This is a genomic window from Klebsiella sp. P1927, assembly GCF_018204675.1.
Lineage (GTDB): Bacteria > Pseudomonadota > Gammaproteobacteria > Enterobacterales > Enterobacteriaceae > Klebsiella > Klebsiella pneumoniae.
Map to the genome: position 1 here is coordinate 476,522 of NZ_CP073377.1, position 20,716 is coordinate 497,237.

Annotated in this window: 21 protein-coding genes; 17 read left to right on the top strand and 4 right to left on the bottom strand. The window is 58.7% G+C overall.

Annotated features, from left to right (window positions below):
• The first annotated feature begins 275 nt into the window (after window positions 1-275).
• From yqgB to speB, 3 genes are all read left to right on the top strand, one after another.
• Complete coding sequence (gene yqgB, locus KB892_RS02550; RefSeq protein WP_002916578.1) at window positions 276-407, top strand: acid stress response protein YqgB; 132 nt, start codon at window positions 276-278, stop codon at window positions 405-407.
• Window positions 408-415: 8 nt separating this feature from the next.
• Window positions 416-2,392: a biosynthetic arginine decarboxylase gene (gene speA, locus KB892_RS02555; protein WP_002916576.1), complete on the top strand. Its 1,977-nt coding sequence runs from the start codon at window positions 416-418 to the stop codon at window positions 2,390-2,392.
• 233 nt (window positions 2,393-2,625) lie between these two features.
• Window positions 2,626-3,546 (top strand): agmatinase, encoded by a 921-nt coding sequence (gene speB, locus KB892_RS02560; RefSeq protein ID WP_002916572.1) that lies wholly within the window; start codon window positions 2,626-2,628, stop codon window positions 3,544-3,546.
• 127 nt (window positions 3,547-3,673) lie between these two features.
• Here speB and KB892_RS02565 read toward each other — a convergent pair whose 3' ends face one another.
• Window positions 3,674-4,894, bottom strand: a complete 1,221-nt coding sequence (locus tag KB892_RS02565) for an MFS transporter (protein WP_004188600.1) — start codon at window positions 4,892-4,894, stop codon at window positions 3,674-3,676.
• A 427-nt stretch (window positions 4,895-5,321) separates the two neighbouring features.
• Between KB892_RS02565 and KB892_RS02570 the strand changes: the two genes are divergently transcribed.
• From KB892_RS02570 to KB892_RS02635, 14 genes are all read left to right on the top strand, one after another.
• A complete protein-coding gene (locus KB892_RS02570) occupies window positions 5,322-5,645 on the top strand; it encodes a Rieske (2Fe-2S) protein (protein WP_004151769.1) in 324 nt (107 codons plus the stop codon).
• Complete coding sequence (locus tag KB892_RS02575; protein WP_004144765.1) at window positions 5,642-5,950, top strand: recombinase-like helix-turn-helix domain-containing protein; 309 nt, start codon at window positions 5,642-5,644, stop codon at window positions 5,948-5,950. Before KB892_RS02570 ends, KB892_RS02575 begins: the two co-directional genes overlap by 4 nt.
• Window positions 5,951-5,960: 10 nt before the next feature.
• Window positions 5,961-6,983: an aromatic ring-hydroxylating oxygenase subunit alpha gene (locus KB892_RS02580; protein WP_004151770.1), complete on the top strand. Its 1,023-nt coding sequence runs from the start codon at window positions 5,961-5,963 to the stop codon at window positions 6,981-6,983.
• Window positions 6,983-7,732, top strand: coding sequence for an SDR family oxidoreductase (locus KB892_RS02585; protein WP_004151771.1), 750 nt, complete (start codon window positions 6,983-6,985; stop codon window positions 7,730-7,732). The genes KB892_RS02580 and KB892_RS02585 overlap by 1 nt, the downstream gene beginning before the upstream one ends.
• Window positions 7,733-7,745: 13 nt before the next feature.
• A complete protein-coding gene (locus tag KB892_RS02590) occupies window positions 7,746-8,534 on the top strand; it encodes an IclR family transcriptional regulator (protein WP_004151772.1) in 789 nt (262 codons plus the stop codon).
• 88 nt (window positions 8,535-8,622) lie between these two features.
• A complete protein-coding gene (locus tag KB892_RS02595; RefSeq protein ID WP_004151773.1) occupies window positions 8,623-9,549 on the top strand; it encodes a VOC family protein in 927 nt (308 codons plus the stop codon).
• A complete protein-coding gene (locus KB892_RS02600) occupies window positions 9,546-10,742 on the top strand; it encodes an NAD(P)/FAD-dependent oxidoreductase (protein WP_004151774.1) in 1,197 nt (398 codons plus the stop codon). Before KB892_RS02595 ends, KB892_RS02600 begins: the two co-directional genes overlap by 4 nt.
• Window positions 10,743-10,768: 26 nt before the next feature.
• A complete protein-coding gene (locus KB892_RS02605) occupies window positions 10,769-12,025 on the top strand; it encodes an MFS transporter (protein WP_004151775.1) in 1,257 nt (418 codons plus the stop codon).
• Window positions 12,026-12,035: 10 nt separating this feature from the next.
• Entirely contained in the window at window positions 12,036-12,566 is a 531-nt protein-coding gene (locus KB892_RS02610; protein ID WP_004152888.1) for a cupin domain-containing protein, read from the top strand.
• A 9-nt stretch (window positions 12,567-12,575) separates the two neighbouring features.
• On the top strand, window positions 12,576-13,346 hold the full coding sequence (locus KB892_RS02615; RefSeq protein ID WP_004151777.1) for an alpha/beta fold hydrolase: 771 nt from the start codon (window positions 12,576-12,578) through the stop codon (window positions 13,344-13,346).
• Entirely contained in the window at window positions 13,330-14,124 is a 795-nt protein-coding gene (locus KB892_RS02620; protein ID WP_002916526.1) for an SDR family oxidoreductase, read from the top strand. The genes KB892_RS02615 and KB892_RS02620 overlap by 17 nt, the downstream gene beginning before the upstream one ends.
• Before the next feature lie 9 nt (window positions 14,125-14,133).
• Window positions 14,134-14,898 carry an aspartate dehydrogenase gene (locus KB892_RS02625; protein WP_004151778.1) on the top strand — a complete coding sequence of 255 codons (765 nt, stop codon included), beginning with the start codon at window positions 14,134-14,136 and terminating at the stop codon, window positions 14,896-14,898.
• Window positions 14,899-14,913: 15 nt separating this feature from the next.
• A complete protein-coding gene (locus tag KB892_RS02630) occupies window positions 14,914-16,383 on the top strand; it encodes an aldehyde dehydrogenase (protein WP_004151779.1) in 1,470 nt (489 codons plus the stop codon).
• Window positions 16,384-16,396: 13 nt separating this feature from the next.
• Entirely contained in the window at window positions 16,397-18,037 is a 1,641-nt protein-coding gene (locus KB892_RS02635) for a thiamine pyrophosphate-binding protein (protein ID WP_002916517.1), read from the top strand.
• Window positions 18,038-18,173: 136 nt separating this feature from the next.
• On the opposite strand, the gene KB892_RS02640 is transcribed toward KB892_RS02635, so the two are convergent.
• The 3 genes from KB892_RS02640 to KB892_RS02645 are packed head-to-tail and all read right to left on the bottom strand — an operon-like array spanning window position 18,174 to window position 20,564.
• Window positions 18,174-19,460 (bottom strand): OprD family outer membrane porin, encoded by a 1,287-nt coding sequence (locus tag KB892_RS02640; RefSeq protein WP_211778026.1) that lies wholly within the window; start codon window positions 19,458-19,460, stop codon window positions 18,174-18,176.
• Window positions 19,351-19,602 carry a hypothetical protein gene (locus tag KB892_RS31475; RefSeq protein ID WP_129028107.1) on the bottom strand — a complete coding sequence of 84 codons (252 nt, stop codon included), beginning with the start codon at window positions 19,600-19,602 and terminating at the stop codon, window positions 19,351-19,353. The genes KB892_RS02640 and KB892_RS31475 overlap by 110 nt, the downstream gene beginning before the upstream one ends.
• Complete coding sequence (locus tag KB892_RS02645; protein WP_000019473.1) at window positions 19,584-20,564, bottom strand: IS5-like element ISKpn26 family transposase; 981 nt, start codon at window positions 20,562-20,564, stop codon at window positions 19,584-19,586. The genes KB892_RS31475 and KB892_RS02645 overlap by 19 nt, the downstream gene beginning before the upstream one ends.
• Window positions 20,565-20,716 lie beyond the last annotated feature (152 nt).

The following is a 20,716-nucleotide window of genomic DNA, read 5'->3' on the forward strand; positions in this document are numbered from 1 at the left end:
GCCGACCCTGTCGCAGGGCGGTGTGGAGGTGATACCAGATAATGAACCAATGTTTTTCGTTTGATTCGTCGCGTCGTTCTGTCGCGCGTCAGCACTCCGCAACCTGCATCTCTCTCATGCAAACCAGCCGATGTTCACCCCATCTCGGCGCTTCTCAGGATTCCAGGGCCGGTCGGCCGTCAGAAAACTGAACAAGGGCGCTCTTGCCTGGCAAGAGTTTTCTCGTGGTTTCTCCGGACTGTCATACTCTGTTCGGCTACGTGTTTTACGATGATATGAATAAGAAACCGGTCGCGCAGTCGCAAAACCAGCAGATAGTGCTGGGCTTTAGGACTGTTCATGGGTTGTTATCGCATCTTTGGACTGCGATAGTAGTTAACTGTCTTACACTTATTATTAAAAATTGAGGTTCGCTATGTCTGACGACATGTCTATGGTTTCGCCTTCGTCAGCAGGCGAACACGGTGTACTACGTTCCATGCAGGAGGTAGCGATGAGCTCCCAGGAAGCCAGCAAGATGCTGCGTACTTATAATATTGCCTGGTGGGGCAATAACTATTATGACGTCAACGAACTGGGCCACATCAGCGTTTGCCCGGATCCGGACGTCCCGGAAGCGCGCGTTGACCTCGCGGAATTAGTCAAAGCGCGTGAAGCGCAAGGGCAGCGCTTGCCGGCGCTGTTCTGCTTCCCGCAGATCCTGCAGCACCGCCTGCGCTCGATCAACGCCGCCTTCAAACGCGCGCGTGAATCGTATGGCTATAACGGCGATTACTTCCTCGTCTACCCGATCAAGGTTAACCAGCACCGTCGCGTGATTGAATCGCTGATCCATTCCGGCGAGCCGCTGGGCCTGGAAGCCGGTTCGAAAGCGGAACTGATGGCCGTGCTGGCGCACGCCGGGATGACCCGCAGCGTCATCGTCTGTAATGGTTATAAAGACCGCGAATATATCCGTCTGGCGCTGGTGGGCGAGAAGATGGGCCACAAGGTCTATCTGGTCATTGAGAAGATGTCCGAGATCGCTATCGTACTGGAAGAGGCCGAGCGCCTGAACGTGGTGCCGCGCCTTGGCGTACGTGCGCGTCTGGCCTCGCAGGGCTCCGGTAAATGGCAGTCCTCCGGCGGCGAGAAGTCCAAGTTCGGCCTCGCAGCGACCCAGGTGCTGCAACTGGTCGAAATTCTGCGCGAGGCAGGCCATCTTGAGAGCCTGCAACTGCTGCACTTCCACCTCGGTTCGCAGATGGCTAACATTCGCGATATCGCCACCGGCGTGCGTGAATCGGTGCGTTTCTACGTCGAACTACATAAGCTGGGTGTCAACATTCAGTGCTTCGACGTCGGCGGCGGCCTGGGCGTGGACTATGAAGGCACCCGCTCGCAGTCCGATTGCTCGGTGAACTACGGTCTGAACGAATACGCCAACAATATCATCTGGGCGATCGGCGATGCCTGCGAAGAGAATGGCCTGCCGCACCCGACGGTGATCACCGAGTCCGGCCGCGCGGTGACCGCGCACCATACCGTGCTGGTTTCCAACATCATCGGCGTTGAGCGTAACGAATACACCGAGGCGACCCCGCCGGCGGAAGACGCTGCGCGTCCGCTGCAGAGCATGTGGGAAACCTGGCTGGAGATGCACGAGACCGGCAACCGCCGCTCGCTGCGCGAATGGCTGCACGACAGCCAGATGGACCTGCACGATATCCACATCGGCTACTCCTCAGGCACCTTCAACCTGCAGGAGCGCGCGTGGGCGGAACAGCTGTATCTGAACATGTGCCATGAGGTGCAGAAGCAGCTCGACCCGAGCAACCGCGCCCATCGTCCCATCATCGATGAGCTGCAGGAGCGAATGGCGGATAAAATCTACGTCAACTTCTCGTTGTTCCAGTCGATGCCGGATGCCTGGGGGATCGATCAGCTGTTCCCGGTGATGCCGCTGGAAGGGCTGAACAAGTCGCCGGAGCGCCGCGCGGTGCTGCTGGACATCACCTGCGATTCCGATGGCGCCATCGATCACTACGTGGACGGCGACGGGATCGCCACCACCATGCCGATGCCGGAATACGACCCGGAGAACCCGCCGATGCTGGGCTTCTTCATGGTTGGCGCCTATCAGGAGATCCTCGGCAACATGCACAACCTGTTCGGCGATACCGAGGCGGTGGACGTGTTCGTCTTCCCTGACGGCAGCGTTGAGGTTGAGCTGTCCGACGAGGGCGATACCGTAGCGGATATGCTGCAGTATGTGCAGCTGGATCCGAACACGCTGCTGACCCAGTTCCGCGATCAGGTGAAAAATACCGGTCTGGACGACGCGCTGCAGCAGCAGTTCCTCGAGGAGTTCGAGGCGGGACTGTACGGCTATACTTATCTGGAAGACGAGTAGCTGCTGATGCCCGGTGGCGCTGCGCTGACCGGGCCTGCGTATGTCGGCCGGATAAGGCGAAGCCGTCATCCGGCAGCATGCGATACTCACTTGAACCCGTATGCATTACCGGCGATAATTCACGCCAATAAGCGATTTATCTATCAAACCCTTCCTCGTCGGGCCTAACGACGCGGAGGGGTTTTTTTATACTTATTTTTTACGTTCCACGACTGTCAAAAGAGGTCATATCCATGAGCACTTTAGGTCATCAATACGATAACTCCCTGGTATCCAATGCCTTTGGCTTTCTGCGTTTGCCAATGAACTTTATGCCGTATGAAAGCGATGCGGACTGGGTCATCACCGGCGTGCCGTTCGATATGGCGACCTCCGGGCGCGCGGGCGGCCGTCATGGCCCGGCGGCGATCCGTCAGGTTTCCACTAACCTTGCCTGGGAGCACAACCGTTTCCCGTGGAACTTCGATATGCGCGAGCGCCTGAACGTGGTGGACTGCGGGGATCTGGTGTACGCCTTCGGCGACGCGCGCGAAATGAGCGAGAAGCTGCAGGCTCACGCCGAGAAGCTGCTGGCGGCCGGCAAACGTATGCTCTCCTTTGGCGGCGACCACTTCGTTACCCTGCCGCTGCTGCGCGCCCATGCCAAGCACTTTGGTAAAATGGCGCTGGTGCACTTCGATGCTCACACCGATACCTACGCCAACGGCTGCGAGTTCGACCACGGCACCATGTTCTATACCGCGCCGAACGAAGGGCTTATCGATCCGAACCACTCCGTACAGATCGGGATCCGCACCGAGTTCGACAAAGACAATGGCTTTACGGTGCTCGACGCCGGCCAGGTTAACGACCGCAGCGTTGATGACGTGATTGCCCAGGTGAAGCAGATCGTCGGCGACATGCCGGTGTACCTGACCTTTGATATCGACTGTCTGGATCCGGCGTTTGCGCCAGGCACCGGTACCCCGGTTATCGGTGGGCTGACCTCCGACCGCGCGATCAAGCTGGTGCGCGGCCTGAAGGACCTGAACATCGTCGGGATGGACGTGGTGGAAGTCGCCCCGGCCTACGATCAGTCCGAAATTACCGCTCTGGCGGCGGCGACCCTGGCGCTGGAGATGCTGTACATCCAGGCGGCGAAAAAGGGCGAATAAATCTGTTCCCGTCATACTGCAAGTTGCATAGGCGTGGGCAATAAATCGGCCCATCCCTGGGCCTCGTCCTTACGGGGCCAGCGCAAGCGCTGTTCAAAACGACTAGCCGTTTTGTCCTGCAACTTATTTAGGGTATAGACGCGTTTACTGCTGCTGCGCGACGCATACGCAGCAGCAGTGCGCCGCCGGCGCACAGCGTAATCAGCTGCGATGCCACCAGAACGGAAAAACCTGAACTGACCGATCCCACCGATTTCATCACCACTCCCATCAGCAGCGGAATAAACGCCGCGCAAATATTGCCAATGCCGTTAATGATCCCATAGGCGCTGCCCACCGCTTCGCGCGGGGCGTGATGCTGAACCACCGCGGGGATCGCTGCCCCCTGTAATCCCCAGAAAACGTTCGCCGCCAGCATAAACAGCGCCAGCATCGCCGGCTGCTGGCTGAGCATCAGCGCCAGCACAGAACCGGCGGTGAGTAGGCCGCCGATAATAAACAGCAGCGGCGCCTGCTCCGGGCGCATTTTGTCGAGGAGCACGCCGCCAAGAAACTTTGAGCCGAGGCTTAACAGAAAGGGGACAGCCGCCAGCAGGCCGGTAGTCTGTAGCGAGAAGTGGTGCTCGTCGCGCAGCCAGGCGGGCAACCAGGCGCTACTCCCCCACAGATAGCTGAGCGTGGCGATTTCTACCAGCAGGATCCAGCCTAGCAGCGGTGTACGCCAGGCGAGGGCGAAAGTCTGCCTGAAACCCGGCTTCGCGCGCTGTGAGGTTACTTGTGGCGCGGGGAGAAACCGCCAGATTAATCCGCCGCCGAGCAGCAGGTTAAGCAGCGCCAGCGCGTAGAAGGAGCCGATCCAGCCAACGTGCACCATCAGCCAAGTGACCAGCGGGAAGCCTACCGCCAGCCCCAACGATACGCCAAGGGCGGTCAGCGCATTCGGCTTGCCTATTTCATCAGCGGCGAAGTTGTCGTTGATAAAGCGCGTTTTCAGAGAGAACAGCGGCCCCTCCGCCACGCCAAGAACGATGCGCGCGATCAACATTCCCAGCAGTGAGCCGAGTAGCGGGGAAATGGCGCACACCAGCGCCCATATAGCAATGCTGCTTAAGAGTCCCTGACGATAATGCCATCTACTTTCTATAACTGGGGTTAATAATAATGCCGAAAAACCATAACCCAGAAGAAAGCATGTCATTAGCATACCTTGTAACATTCTGTTTTCATTTAACTGAAAATGGGCAGCGAATTCCGGGTTAAGGATCATCACCGAGATATTTACCCGATCGACGTAGGAAATAATTATTAACAAAAGTAATGCTATTACCCCTTGCCATCTTGCCGCCATTCGTTGTCTCCACGCTTAATTTAATGATTGCCAGTTATTATTTTTTAACGCCAGAAATAGTTACATGAGTAAAATGGTTCACCTATGAAACTCATTGTTTTTAAATGATTAAATAAATAGCTGTTTCATGGGTGAAACACCATGGTTTCCGCTGTTGCCCATTTTTAATGATCGATTTGAAAAGAAGTCAATAGTCGTATGTGAAATTTAAATCGGCATTTTTATTTATAATGGATCACCGCTTTAAATATCATCATTTCATCTGAATGCAGTTTTTCGTGATCAATTGCACACTTAGCTAATTTAAAAGCCACTCATTAACAAATTCGTCACATTAATGCTTGACGAAACATTCACCGCTTTTATATTGACCGTATTAAATAAGAAACAGAGTTTCATATATGAAACAAAAGCCTGGAGGATTGCGATGAGCTGGATAGGCGTATGTGACGCGGAGCAAGTACAGGAAGATTTCCCATATAGCGGCAATATCGACGGTAAGGAAATCGGTATTTATCTGATTGATGGCGAATATTACGCGCTGGAAGACGTTTGCCCTCATGCCTATGCGCTCCTGAGCCAGGGCTTTGTCGAAGATGGCAAGGTGGAATGCCCGCTGCATGAGGCGGTATTCGACGTCAAAACCGGCCAGTGCCTGCATGGACCCGGCGGTCGCAACCTTAATCGTTACCCGGTGCGGGTATACGACAATCAGATCCAGATTACCTTTATCGAGGAGAACGTGGCATGAGCGAATCCCTGGACTTCAACCCGGCGCTACCGGAAAGCCGCCAGTTTACGCCACCGGCGGAAGGCGGAAACGGCAATATCCATAAGCCTGGCGACTATCACAATCTGATTTGGCAAACCCGCAGCCGGGTGCCGGAAAACTGGGAACTGCAGCTTATCGCCACCCTGGAAACGTTGTTCGAGCAGGGCGCGGAAAGTCTCGGTGAACTGGTGAACGGCCTCAATGGCGTCAGGATGCATGACCAACAGGGCGAACCGTGGAGCGAAAGCAGCTTCCAGGCATTTTTACAGGTTAACGGCTACTGAGGACACAGCGATGACGACAACGGTACAAAACTATCTTGATAAAGGACTGCGCGGCCTGTGGTATCCGGTGCTGGCGAGCTGGGAAGTGCAGTCTGCGCCGGTAGGCATTACCCGTCTCGGCGAGCAGATCGTGGTCTGGCGGAATAAAGATGGCCAGGTGCAGGCCCTGGAAGACCGCTGCCCGCATCGCGGCGCACGCCTGTCAATGGGCTGGAACTTAGGCGATCGTATCGCCTGCTGGTATCACGGCGTGGAAGTCGCCGGCAACGGCGAAGTCAAAGACGTCCCGGCGGTGGATCGCTGCCCGCTGGTCGGCCAGCAGTGCGTGCGCAGCTACAGCGTGCACGAAGCGCACGGGGCAATCTTCCTGTGGTTTGGCGTCACCGCCGATCAGCAGCCTGATGAATTGAGCTTCCCTGAGGAACTAGCCGATAGCGAAAAATACAGTAACTTCCTGTGCACCGCGGCGTGGAAATGCAACTACCAGTACGCGCTGGAAAACGTGATGGACCCGATGCACGGTACCTATCTGCACTCGTCATCGCACTCGATGGCGGAAGGCGATCGCAAAGCCGATATGGTCCTGCAGCCGACGAAAACCGGCTTTATCTTCGAGAAAAAAGGGCAGAGCGGCGTTAACTTTGACTGGGTTGAACTGGGCAACAGCGGCGCCTACTGGATGCGTCTGTCTATTCCGTACAAAAAGCGTTTCGGGCCGGGCGGCCACTTCTGGATCGTCGGCATGGTGGTTCCGGAAGATAACGATAACTGTCGCGTCTTCTTCTGGCGCATCCGCGGCGTTCAGGGCTGGCAGCGCGATCTGTGGCGCTTTATGTACCGCAACCGTCTGGAAAAACTGCACTGGGAAGTACTGGAACAGGATCGCGTGGTGCTGGAAAGTCTGGCGCCGAACGCCCGCGATCATGAATACCTTTATCAACATGACGTCGGTCTGTCCCGCCTGCGCCGCATGATGCAGAAAGCGGCGAAAGAGCAGTTAGCGCTCCGCGAAGCGCAGCAGGGTGCCGCCTGATGAACGGCCTGCTAAACGGTAAACGTATTGTCGTCACCGGTGCGGCGCGCGGTCTCGGGTACCACTTTGCCGAAGCCTGCGCCGCTCAGGGCGCGACGGTGGTGATGTGCGACATCCTGCAGGGAGAGCTGGCGGAAAGCGCTCATCGCCTGCAGCGGAAGGGCTATCAGGTCGAATCTCACGCCATCGATCTTGCCAGTCAAGCATCGATCGAGCAGGTCTTCAGCGCCATCGGCGCGCAGGGGTCTATCGATGGCTTAGTCAATAACGCAGCGATGGCCACCGGCGTCGGCGGAAAAAATATGATCGATTACGATCCGGATCTGTGGGATCGGGTAATGACGGTCAACGTTAAAGGCACCTGGTTGGTGACCCGCGCGGCGGTACCGCTGCTGCGCGAAGGGGCGGCGATCGTCAACGTCGCTTCGGATACCGCACTGTGGGGCGCGCCGCGGCTGATGGCCTATGTCGCCAGTAAGGGCGCGGTGATTGCGATGACCCGCTCTATGGCCCGCGAGCTGGGTGAAAAGCGGATCCGTATCAACGCCATCGCGCCGGGACTGACCCGCGTTGAGGCCACGGAATACGTTCCAGCCGAGCGTCATCAACTGTATGAGAACGGCCGCGCGCTCAGCGGCGCGCAGCAGCCGGAAGATGTCACCGGCAGCGTGGTCTGGCTGCTGAGCGATCTTTCGCGCTTTATCACCGGCCAGCTGATCCCGGTCAACGGCGGTTTTGTCTTTAACTAATAAGTGAGGCGGTATGGCGAACGATCAGGAAGTGAAGTATCTGGTGCCCGGTCTTGAGCGCGGTTTACAACTGCTGCTGGCGTTTGGCGAACAGCATCGCGATCTGACCTTTGCCGAGCTGCATCGGCTGGTGGATATGCCGAAAGCGACCGCCTATCGCGTGGTGCAGACGCTGGAATATATGGGCTTTCTTGAGCGCAACGCCCGCGCCAATACCTTTTCGCTGGGCATGAACGTACTGCGTCTGGGCTTTGAATATATCGCCTCACTGGATGTCGCTCAGGTGGGTCAGCCGGTCATCGAGCAACTACGCGATATCAGCAAGTGCAGCAGCCATCTGGCGATCCGCGACGGCCGCGACATCATCTACATCGCCCGCGTCAGCGCCGCCGGTTCGCGTATCAACCAGGTCAGCGTCGGAACGCGGCTACCGGTGCACTGCACCTCGCTTGGCCGCATGCTGCTGACCGATGTTTCCCGCAGCGAGTTTGAACAATTGTTCCCGAATGAACGTCTGCCGGGCAATACGCCGGGCCAGCTGTACGACCGCGAAGCGCTGTGGCAGATGGTGCAGCAGGATAAAGCCCGCGGCTACGTGATTGGCGAATCGTTCTATCGCCACGGCATCTCATCGATTGTCTATCCGGTCTTTGACCGCAGCGGCCGGGTGGCGGCGGTCGTCAGCATTCTGGTGCCGTCGGACGAGATCCCGCAAAGCGATCGCGAACGGTTGCAGAACGACGTCAGTATGGCAGCGGACAAAATTTCCGGCTTCCTCGGATATTTGCCACAGGCAAGTTAAATCAACAACTTAACAGCAGGCGCTTGATTGCGTCGGGCATGTTTTACGCCCAAATTCGGGCGACTGAACGGTAAAGAGGCGACGAATAATGAGTATTACCGGAATTGAAAAGCTGGAATTTGGCGTAGACGACCTGAACCACAGCGCTAAATTCATGCGCGATTTTGGCCTGACCGGCGACGCCAGCGGCCGCGCGTTTACCACCCTCAGCGGCGCGCGGGTCGAACTTAACCCGACCGATGCCGCCGACCTGCCGCCAGCCTTTGAGGCGGGCAACACTCTGCGTCGCATGACCTGGGGCGTGGCGGATCGGGCGGCGCTGGATGCGCTACGCCCGAAGCTGGAACGCCAGCCCGCTTTCCGTGAAATCGACGGTGCGCTGGAATGCCGCGATCCCAACGGTATGACGCTGCGGGTGCAGGTTAGCCAGCAAACGGCGGTTGAACTGAACGTTGAACCGATCAACCAGTGGGGCGATGTGCGTCGCATCGACACTCCGAGCCCGGTATACGACCGCGCGCAGCCCATTAACATCGGCCACGTCGTATTCTTTGTTGAAGAGCTGGCGGCGGTGGAAAGTTTCTATCGCGAAGTACTCGGCTTTCAGGTGTCAGACCGCTACATCAATCGCGCGGTGTTCCTGCGCTGCGGCGTGCGCGGCGGACACCATAACCTCTTCTTATTGCAGTTGCCCAACCGCAAGCGCGGGCTAAACCACGTCGCGTTTACCGTGCGGGATATTCATGAAGTGATCGGCGGCGGCATTGCGATGAATAAAAACGCGTGGAGCACGTTTATCGGTCCCGGCCGCCATCCGGTCTCCTCGGCCTACTTCTGGTATGTCAACAGCCCGACCGGCGGCGCTTTTGAGTACTACACCAACGATGACTATCTGACGGAAAACTGGCAGCCGCGCGAGCTTGAGCATTCACTCGTGTCCTTTACCGAATGGGCGGTGGAAGGCGGTATCGATCACGATACCCGTCGCCAGCAGAAAAAACCGGAGGCGGTATGACGGCGCGGATAGTCATTATCGGCGGTGGCCAGGCTGGCGGCTGGGCAGCGAAAACGCTGCGTGATGAAGGGTTTAGCGGCGAGATTTGCGTGGTTGCCGAAGAGCAATGGGATTTTTACGAACGTCCGCCGCTGTCGAAAGCGGCATTGCTGGAGGCCGAACCGGCGCTGCCGCGGTTATTCAGCGCCGAGGTGCAGCAGGCACTGGATTTGCGCTGGTACCGCCCGCTGCGCGCGAAATCGATCGACCGGCAAAATAAAACCCTGGCGCTGAGCAACGGCGAAACGCTGGCGTACGACCTACTGCTGATCGCCACCGGCGGCCGCGCGCGGCTGCCGTCCGAGGCCTGGGGGCAGCATCCTCAGGTATATACCCTGCGCCACTGGCAGGACGCGCAGCGTCTGAAGCAGCGGTTGGCATCGGCAACGCGGCTGGCGATCGTCGGCGGCGGCTGGATTGGCCTCGAAATCGCCGCCTCGGCGCGCAAAAGCGGCGTAGCCGTGACCCTTTATGAACAGCAGCCGGCGCTGTGCATGCGCTCGGTCAGTATGGAGGTCTCGCAGGCGCTGGATGAGTTGCATCGCGGGCAGGGCGTTGATATTCGCCGCGGCTGCGGCGCGCTGGAGCTGGAAGATGATAACGGCTTGCCGACGCTGCACTGCGACGGCCAGCGGGAAACCTTCGATGCGGTAGTGGTGGGGATCGGCGTCGATCTGAATCTCGAACTGGCGCGCGATGCCGGGCTCACTGTCGATCGCGGGATTGTCGTTAATGCCCAAGGGCGCAGTAACGATCCGGCGATTTTCGCCGCTGGCGATGTCGCCCAGCACCATCAGTACGGTCTGTGCATTCAGTCGTGGGCCTTTGCGCAAAATCAGGCCATCGCGACAGCGAAAGCGATGCTCGATCCACAGGCCAGCGGCTACGACGAGGCGCCGTGGCTGTGGTCAGATCAATACGATCGCAATGTCCAGATCCTCGGGATCCCGCAAGCGGGCAGCCGGACCATTGTGCGTGACGAGCCGCAGGGCGCGATCTACTTCTCCCTGAATGCCGATGGACGCTTAACTCAGCTGGTGGCCTTCAATAATGCACGTATCGTGAAGCTGGCGAAGCGCTGGATGGCGGCGGGAAGGGATCTCTCTAACGTCCCGCTCGCTGACCCGACTTTCTCGCTGATGTCATTGCGATAAGAAACGCGAACCCTTAAGGGGGAGAAATGACCACATTAGAGACCAACGCCGCGCCTGCAGAGGCGAGCGGCGAGGGCGTCCGCACGCCTGAAAAAGCAGTTCGTTGGGCCATTCCGCTGTCGCTGCTGGCCTGCGTGCTGCTGGCTTTTTTCGACAAAATCAGTATCGCCGCGCTGTTTTCCGATAGTCACTTCCAGCAGGCGATGGGCATCGATTTCGACACCACCCGGTTGGGCATTCTGATGAGTGCCTTTTTGCTGAGTTACGGCTTCTCGTCAGTGTTATTAAGCGGCCTTGGCGACCGGATTGCGCCGCTGCGTCTGCTGACTGGAATGATGGTGGTGTGGTGCATCCTGATGGTGATCATGGGCTTCACCCACAACTACGCGCTGATGGTGACGCTGCGCATCCTGTTGGGCATTGCTGAAGGGCCGCTGTTTCCGTTGGCGTTCGCCGTGGTGCGCCACACCTTCCCGCAGCGGCTACAGGCCCGCGCCACCATGCTGTGGCTGCTCGGCACGCCGGTTGGCGCGGCGCTGGGTTTCCCGCTGTCAATTTGGCTACTCAATACCTTCGGCTGGCAGAGCACATTTTTCGTGATGGCGATGCTGACGATACCGGTGCTGATTTTTGTACGCATCGGGCTGCGCGGCGTGCAACTGGAGGCGAGAGCGAGCAGCGATAAAACCTCGCAGGAAGCGCGCCGCAGCGCGCGTCGCGAGCTCTTTGTGAGTCCGCATTTTTGGATGATCTGCATCTTCAACATCGCCTTTCTCGCCTATCTGTGGGGGATCAACGGCTGGCTGCCGGGCTACCTGATTAAAGGCAAAGGCATTCATCTGGAACACGCCGGCTGGCTGTCGTCGATGCCATTTATCGCCATGTTGCTAGGCGAAATTATCGGCGCCTGGCTGTCCGACCACGTCGATAGGCGCGCCGCCGCCTGCTTTATTTCCCTGGCAGGCGCGGGTATTGGCCTGGCGGCAGTGATGCATTTCACCACGCCGCTGCCGGTAATCGCGGCGATGAGCTTTAGCACCTTTATGTGGGGCACCGGCGCGCCAAACATTTTCGCGCTGCTGGCTAAAGCGACCCATCCACGGGTCAGCGCCACGGCGGGTGGAATTTTCAACGGGCTGGGAAACTTTGCCGGGGCGCTATCGCCGGCGGTGATGGGCGCGCTTATCGCCTTCACCCATAGCATGGATTCCGGGCTGATTTTTCTGGCGGTGATGGCGGCGGTGGGCTGCGCCCTGTTACTGCCGCTGCTGAGACGCTACTGAGGATAAAACGATGACTGATTCAACCGTAACTGCAAAACAAAGTTTGAAACCTGACCATTTGACGATGGAAGAGTGGGTGGAGTCGCGTATCGCGCGCTTTGAAGGCCGCAAATATGACTGGAATGCGCTGAAATTCCAGGCCGATTTCGATCCGAAATATCGCCGCGCGCAGATGCGCTACATCGGCACCGGCGCCACCGGCGTCGCCAGTGATACCAACACCGTTCCGGCCGAGCACTTCACCTTTTCCACCATGGTGTTGCCGTCCAAATGTGAAGGCCCGCTGCACCTGCATGATGACGTAGAAGAGGTGTTCTTCATGCTCAAAGGGCAGATCACTCTGATGATTCAGGACGGCGACAACTATACCGAAACCGTGCTGCGCGAACGCGATCTGATCTCGGTGCCGCCTGGAATTTACCGCGGTTTGTTTAACCACGGCGAAGAAGAGGCGCTGATGTGCGTGATGCTCGGCACCCATAAGCCGCATATTCCGACCTACCCGGAAGATCATCCGCTGGCAAAAGTAAAACGTAACTAAGGGGCGATGATGACGGGGTTTCGTGAACAAGGAAGCGGTATTCCGCTGACGCTGCTGCACGGCATCAGTTCCGGCGCGGCCTCCTGGCATAAACAGATGGCGCTGCCCGGCTACCGCGTGCTGGCCTGGGATATGCCCGGTTATGGCGAAAGCCCGATGCTGGCGGCGACGCCGGCGGATGCCGGCGATTACGCCGACGCGCTGGCGCGAATGCTGGACCGCGCTGGAGTAGAGCAAACCATACTGGTCGGCCATTCGCTGGGCGCGCTGGTGGCGGCCGCCTTCGCCGCGAAATACCCGCAGAGGGTGCTTTACCTGGTGCTCGCCGACGTCGCGCAGGGCTACGGCCAGGCGGAAGCCGCACAGCGGGAAAAAGTCTGGCAGGGGCGTCAACAGCAGATAGCGCTGGGCGGCGAGGCGATGGCCCAGGGGCGGGCGGCAAAACTGCTGCGCCCTGGCGCGCGCGAAGCCGATGTGGCGACGGTGGCGGCGGGGATGCGCAGGCTACGCCGCGACGGTTATCTCGCCGCGGCCTGGATGCTGGCCCATGACGACATTCACCGTTGGCTCGCCGACTATCGCGGTCGTCTCTCCGTGTGGTGTGGCGAGCAGGATGCCATTACCCAACCGGAGTTAGTGCAGGGAGTGGCGCTGCGTTACGGCGCCCCTTACATCGCCATCCCTCAGGCTGGACATGCCAGCTATCTCGATAACGAAATCTTTTTTAATCAACAGCTTTTACGCATAGGGGAAGAGGTGCGCGATGAATGCACAAATTGAAGGACGCGTCGCGGTAGTCACCGGCGGTTCGTCAGGAATCGGCTTTGAAACGCTGCGCCTGCTGCTGGGCGAAGGGGCGAAAGTCGCCTTTTGCGGCCGCAACCCGGATCGGCTTGCCAGCGCCCATGCGGCGTTGCAAAACGAATATCCAGAAGGTGAGGTGTTCTCCTGGCGCTGTGACGTACTGAACGAAGCGGAAGTTGAGGCGTTCGCCGCCGCGGTCGCCGCGCGTTTCGGCGGCGTCGATATGCTGATTAATAACGCCGGCCAGGGCTATGTCGCCCACTTCGCCGATACGCCACGTGAGGCCTGGCTGCACGAAGCCGAACTGAAACTGTTCGGCGTGATTAACCCGGTAAAGGCCTTTCAGTCCCTGCTAGAGGCGTCGGATATCGCCTCGATTACCTGTGTGAACTCGCTGCTGGCTCTGCAGCCGGAAGAGCACATGATCGCCACCTCTGCCGCCCGCGCCGCGCTGCTCAATATGACGCTGACTCTGTCGAAAGAGCTGGTGGATAAAGGTATTCGTGTGAATTCCATTCTGCTGGGGATGGTGGAGTCCGGGCAGTGGCAGCGCCGTTTTGAGAGCCGAAGCGATAAGAGCCAGAGTTGGCAGCAGTGGACCGCCGATATCGCCCGTAAGCGGGGGATCCCGATGGCGCGTCTCGGTAAGCCGCAGGAGCCAGCGCAAGCGCTGCTATTCCTCGCTTCGCCGCTGGCCTCCTTTACCACCGGCGCGGCGCTGGACGTTTCCGGCGGTTTCTGTCGCCATCTGTAAGGAAAGATGATGAAAAAGGTCATGTTAATTGGCTATGGCGCGATGGCCCAGGCGGTGATTGAACGCCTGCCGCCGCAGGTGAGGGTGGAGTGGATCGTGGCGCGCGAATCGCATCACGCAGCGATCTGCCTGCAGTTTGGTCAAGCGGTGACGCCGCTTACCGATCCGCTGCAATGCGGTGGGACGCCGGATCTGGTGCTGGAATGCGCCAGTCAGCAGGCGGTCGCGCAATACGGCGAAGCGGTACTGGCGCGCGGCTGGCATCTGGCGGTGATCTCGACCGGTGCGTTGGCGGACAGCGAACTGGAACAGCGTTTACGTCAGGCGGGCGGCAAGTTGACGCTGCTGGCTGGCGCGGTGGCCGGAATAGATGGCCTGGCGGCGGCGAAAGAGGGGGGGCTTGAACGAGTGACCTATCGGTCGCGCAAAAGCCCGGCCAGCTGGCGCGGCAGCTATGCCGAACAGCTTATCGACCTCAGCGCGGTCAATGAAGCGAAAATTTTCTTCGAAGGCAGCGCCCGCGAGGCGGCGCGGCTATTCCCGGCAAATGCCAACGTGGCGGCAACCATCGCGCTGGGCGGTATCGGCCTTGACGCGACCCGAGTACAGCTGATGGTCGATCCGGCGACGCAACGCAACACCCATACGCTACACGCCGAAGGATTGTTCGGCGAGTTTCACCTGGAGCTGAGCGGCCTGCCGCTCGCCAGCAATCCGAAAACATCGACCCTCGCGGCACTGAGCGCGGTACGCGCCTGCCGTGAACTGGCATAACGCAGAGAGGCTGAGATGGACGAATTAGACATTTTTATCGGCGGTCAGTGGCGTCGCGGCGGCGGCAATTTGATGCACAGCCAGTTTCCGGCGGATGGCGCTATTAACGCGGCGCTGCATGCGGCAAGCCTCGATGATTTACAGGAGGCGATCGACTGTGCCGACCGCGCCTGGCGGGAGCCAACGTGGCGGGCGATGCTGCCGCATCAGCGGGCGAAGATCCTGCATAAAGTCGCCGATCTGATTGAAGCACAGCTTGATGAGCTCACCCAAAAGCAGAGCCGCGATAATGGTAAACCGCTGGCGGAAGCGCGAGGGCTGGTGATGAGCGCGGCGGGGACGGCACGCTATTTTGCCGCCGCCTGTGAACTGCTGGAAGGCGAGCTGCCGACGCCGCGGCAGGCAGATCTATTGACCCTGAGCCGCTATGAGCCGCTGGGCGTGGTGGCGGCGATCACCCCGTGGAACTCGCCGATCGCCAGCGAAATGCAGAAGGTGGCCCCGGCGATCGCCGCCGGAAATGCGGTGATCCTCAAACCGGCGGAAGCCACGCCGCTCATGGCGCTGGAGCTGGCGAAGATCTTTGAGCAGGCCGGTTTACCCGCCGGACTGCTGAGCGTGCTGCCGGGTAAAGGATCGATTATAGGCGATGCGCTGGCCCGCCATCCTAAGGTGCGCAAAATTTCCTTTACCGGCGGCACCACCACCGGACGTCACCTGGCGCATGTGGCGGCGGAAAAGCTGATCCCGGCGTCACTGGAGCTGGGCGGCAAATCACCGACCATCGTGCTGGAAGATGCCGATATCGAACAGGCGGCGCGGGGCATCTGCTACGGCATTTTCAGCTCCGGCGGCCAGGCCTGTATTGCCGGCTCGCGGCTGTTTGTTCATGACAAAGTGTATCCGCAATTAATGGCCCGCCTGCTGGAGTTAACCCAAGGGCTGCGGGTTGGCCATCCGTTCAGCGCTGGCACCCACGTCGGGCCGCTGATCAACGATAAACACCGGCAGAGCGTGCTGGAGTACGTCGAGCTGGCGAAACGCGAAGGCGGCAGCGTGCTATGCGGCGGCGAGATCCCGGCGGATCCGGCGCTGGCGGCAGGCAGCTATTTCCTGCCGACCATCATTGAAGGGCTGAACAATCAGGCCCGCGTTTGCCAGGAAGAGATCTTCGGACCGGTTCTGGTGGCGATGCGTTTTCACGATGAAGCGGCGCTGATCCGCGAGGCCAATGATTCGGTCTTCGGACTGGCGGCGGGGATCTGGACGCGCGATACCGGCCGCGCGCTGCGTCTGAGCGAACAACTGGAAGCCGGTACGGTGTGGATCAACACCTACAAAGTTTTCTCCATTTCGACCCCGTTTGGGGGCTTTAAAGAGAGCGGTCTGGGCCGCGAAAAAGGGATCCAGGGGCTGAAAGCCTGGATGCAACAAAAGAGCATTTATCTGGCGACGGGTAATAGCGTCAACCACTGGTGCGACTGAGAAAGGGTGAGCAATGAGCGAAATGATAACCGTCGGCGATGCCATCGCCAGAACGCTGGAGCAGTATCACGTTGAAGCCATTTATGGCGTCATTTCTATCCATAACCTGCCGATCGCCGATGCCGTCGGCCAGCGGGAAAAAATCCGCTTTGTTCCGGCGCGCGGTGAAGCGGGCTCGGTGACCATGGCTGACGCCCACGGCCGTTTTTCAGGGCTCGGCGTGGCGCTGACCAGTACCGGCGCGGGTGCGGGTAATGCGGTCGGCGCGCTGGTTGAGGCGATGAACGCCGGTACGCCGCTGCTGCACCTGACCGGACAGGTCGAAAAAGCCTGGCTGGACGCCGACACCGGTTTCATTCATGAAACCCGCGATCAGTTGACCTTCCTGAAAGCCAGTTCGAAGCGCGCTTACCGCATTAGCAACGCCAACCAGGCGGTGGCTATCCTGCATAAGGCGATTCAGGAGGCGCAGACGCCGCCGTGCGGCCCGGTCTCGGTGGAGATCCCAATCGACATTCAGAGCGCCAAAATTCCGCTTTCACTGCTGACCGCGCCGCTGAAACGCGCTCCGGCGGTTGAGCCGGAAGCGTCGCTGGTCGATGCGCTGTGGGCGCAGCTTAAGCAGGCGAAGCAGCCGCTGCTGTGGCTTGGCGGCGGCGCGTTAGAGAGCGGCGAGGCGGTGAAGACGCTGGCGGATGCCGGGGTGACGGTGATTTCCAGTACCCACGGCCGCGGCATTCTGGCGGACAGCCATCGCGCCAGCCTGCGCGCGTTTCATAATTCTCCCTCGGTTGAAGCGCTGATTTCACAATGTGATTTCACACTTGTTGCCGGTTCCCGGCTGCGCAGCAACGAAACGCGCTCGTGGACGCTGGAACTGCCCACGCCGCGGGTGCAGATTGATATTGACCCGGCGGCGGCCAGCCGTAACTACTTGATGGACAATACCCTGGTGGCGGATTGCCGGGCGCTATTAGCGGCGCTGGCAGAGCGGGTGCAGGGCCGGATATGGGGCGATGCGCGTTGGGATAGCCAACTTAAAGAGGCGGTAGAGGCGGCGGAGCAGGGGCTGCGCGACCAGTGCGGCGATTACGCTAAATTGAATGACGCGATTGCGCAGGCGCTGCCCGATGACGGCATCCTGGTGCGCGATATTACCGTTTCTGGCAGCCTGTGGGGCAGCCGTCTGTTCCGCGCTCACGGCCCGCTGATGAATATCCATTCTCTGGCCGGAGCCATCGGTATGGGGCTACCGATGGCGGTGGGTACCGCGATTGCCAATCCGCAACGTAAAGTGGTCGGCCTGGTCGGCGACGGCGGCCTGAGCCTCAACCTTGGCGAACTGGCGACCCTGGCGCAGGAGAAGGCCAATGTGACGCTGTTGATTATGAATGACGGCGGCTACGGCGTAATGCGTGGTATTCAGGATAAGTATTTTGGCGGCCGCCAGTATTACAACGAGCTGCACACGCCAGACTTTTCCCTGCTGGCGCAGGCGATGGGTCTGCAGGCGTGGAGCGTGGATCGGGCTGAGGATTTCCAGGCGGTGATGACCGAAGCGCTGGCGATGCCGGGGCCATCGGTGGTGGAAGTGAAGATGGGCCAGATTGGCGCGCTGCGCTTTGCCGGCCCGCCGCAGAAGACGCTGTATTAATGATAACCCAGTGACCCCAACCCTCTCCCTTCCGGGGAGAGGGTACCGCACGGCACAGGGGGTTAATCAAGGCGCCGGACGGTTGCTCCTGCGCGCCGGGAGAGGGCCGGCTCACTGGAGAGGGTTCATTATATGGTTAAAACACGTCAAACGGATATTCGACGTAGAACCGCACTTCATTCCCGCTGACGTTATAGTCGCTGGCGTTGCTGGAAACGCGCAGCACCGAATAGCGGAGTCTCAATTTCAAATCTTTCGCCATGCCGTTTTGCACCTGGTACTGCACCTGGTTGAACCATTCGTGTTCTTTACCGTTGCTGGTCTCGGCGGTTTTAATGTTATCCCCGCGAACGTAGGCGGTGGTCCAGCTCAGGCCCGGTACGCCCAGTCCGGCAAAATCCAGGCCATAGGAGGCCTGCCAGGAACGTTCATCCTCGCCGTTAAAAACTGACCAGTAGGAGTTAGCCAGCCAGATGGTGTTGCCGCCATCGCCGACGCCGCCCTGGTTCTGGTAGCCGCCATAATGGTAGCCGGTGCTGCCGCTGCTTTGCTGGTAAGCGACCTTAAAGGTGTGAATATCCCAGATATAGCTGGCGGCAAGGCTCCAGATGCTGTTGCTGCGCCCGGTGCCATTGGCGTCGGCATATTCTTGATTTAAGCGCGAGTTATAGCCGTTGAAGTCAACAATCAGCTGCTGGTCGGTGGCGAACGGCTGCTTGTAGTTCAGGCCGAGATACTGCTTATTCAGCACGTCTTCGACGTGCGAAGCGTAAAGCGCGCCGCTAAGCTGGTCGTTGAATTGATAGCTGGCGCCGCCAAAGGTCAGGCTCTTCAGGCCGCTATTGTGGCTGTCGTCGCTTTTGCGCTGCTGATCGGTGAGATAACCGGCGTTAATTTCCAGACCGTCGATTTCTCTTGAGGTCAGCATGGTACCGGTATAGCTCTCGTACAGCAGCCGCGAGTCATCGGCGTAGACGATAGGCAGCATCGGGCGCTGGCTACCGTAGCTGAGGACGGTATTCGAGAAGCGCATTTTAGCGGTAGCGCCAAATTTTGCTAAATCGGACTTTGCGCGGCCATCATCATCCTGGGCGAAAAAGTCGATACCGCCCGCGCCGCTGCGGCCGCGGCCGCCGTCGAGGCGCACGGCGTACTGCGCAATGCCGTCAACGCCGAAGCCGACCGGCCCTTGAGTAAAGCCGGACTCGAAGGTCGCGATGATACCCTGACCCCATTCGGCTTTATCCGGCAAACCATCGCGATAATCGCGTTTGATATAAGCGTTACGTAAAAAGAGATCCAGGTGGCTGTCTTCAATAAAGCCCTGACTGGTAGATTGTTGGCTGGCGAAAGCCGGCGCGGCGGCAATAATGCCAAGTGCGATTAATGGTAATTCTTTGGAAGGTGCGAATAAGCAGGTCATTTCTTCCCAAGCTGACTCGCTGATTAAAATTTCGCGGATCTGGGCCGATTTTTTTCCCGCAAACACATCGAATCAGCCTATTTAGGCTATTTTTTCCACCATTTCTGGCGTTATTTCCGGTTTTTACTGAGATCTCTCCCACTGACGTATCATTTGGTCCACCCGAAACAGGTTGGCCAGGGTGAATAACATCGCCAGTTGGTTATCGTTTTTCAGCAGCCCTTTGTATCTGGCTTTCACGAAGCCGAACTGCCGCTTGATGATGCGAAACGGGTGCTCCACCCTGGCACGGATGCTGGCTTTCATGTATTCGATGTTGATGGCCGTTTTGTTCTTGCGCGGATGCTGCTTCAAGGTTTTTACCTTGCCGGGACGCTCGGCGATCAGCCAGTCCACATCCACCTCGGCCAGCTCCTCGCGCTGTGGCGCTCCTTGGTAGCCGGCATCGGCTGAGACAAATTGCTCCTCTCCATGAAGCAGATTACCCAGCTGATTGAGGTCATGCTCGTTGGCCGCGGTGGTGACTAGGCTGTGGGTCAGGCCACTCTTGGCATCGACACCAATGTGGGCCTTCATGCCAAAGTGCCACTGATTGCCTTTCTTGGTCTGATGCATCTCCGGATCGCGTTGCTGCTCTTTGTTCTTGGTAGAGCTGGGTGCCTCAATGATGGTGGCATCCACCAAAGTGCCTTGGGTCATCATGACGCCTGCTTCGGCCAGCCAGCGATTGATGGTCTTGAACAATTGACGGGCCAGTTGATGCTGCTCGAGCAGGTGGCGGAAATTCATGATGGTGGTGCGATCCGGCAGGGCGCTATCCAGGGATAATCGGGCAAACAGGCGCATGGAGGCGATTTCGTACAGGGCATCTTCCATGGCACCGTCGCTCAGGTTGTACCAATGCTGCATGCAGTGAATACGCAGCATGGTCTCCAGCGGATAGGGCCGTCGGCCATTGCCCGCCTTGGGATAAAACGGCTCGATGACTTCCACCATGTTTTGCCATGGCAGAATCTGCTCCATGCGGGAGAGGAAAATCTCTTTTCGGGTCTGACGGCGCTTAGTGCTGAATTCACTATCGGCGAAGGTGAGTTGATGGCTCATGATGTCCCTCTGGGATGCGCTCCGGATGAATATGATGATCTCATATCAGGAACTTGTTCGCACCTTCCTTAACGGTTTGTGCGCTTAAATTATCAATTAATGCGGCTAAATATTTTTACGGATATATAAAAAAGGGAGGCAATAATGCCTCC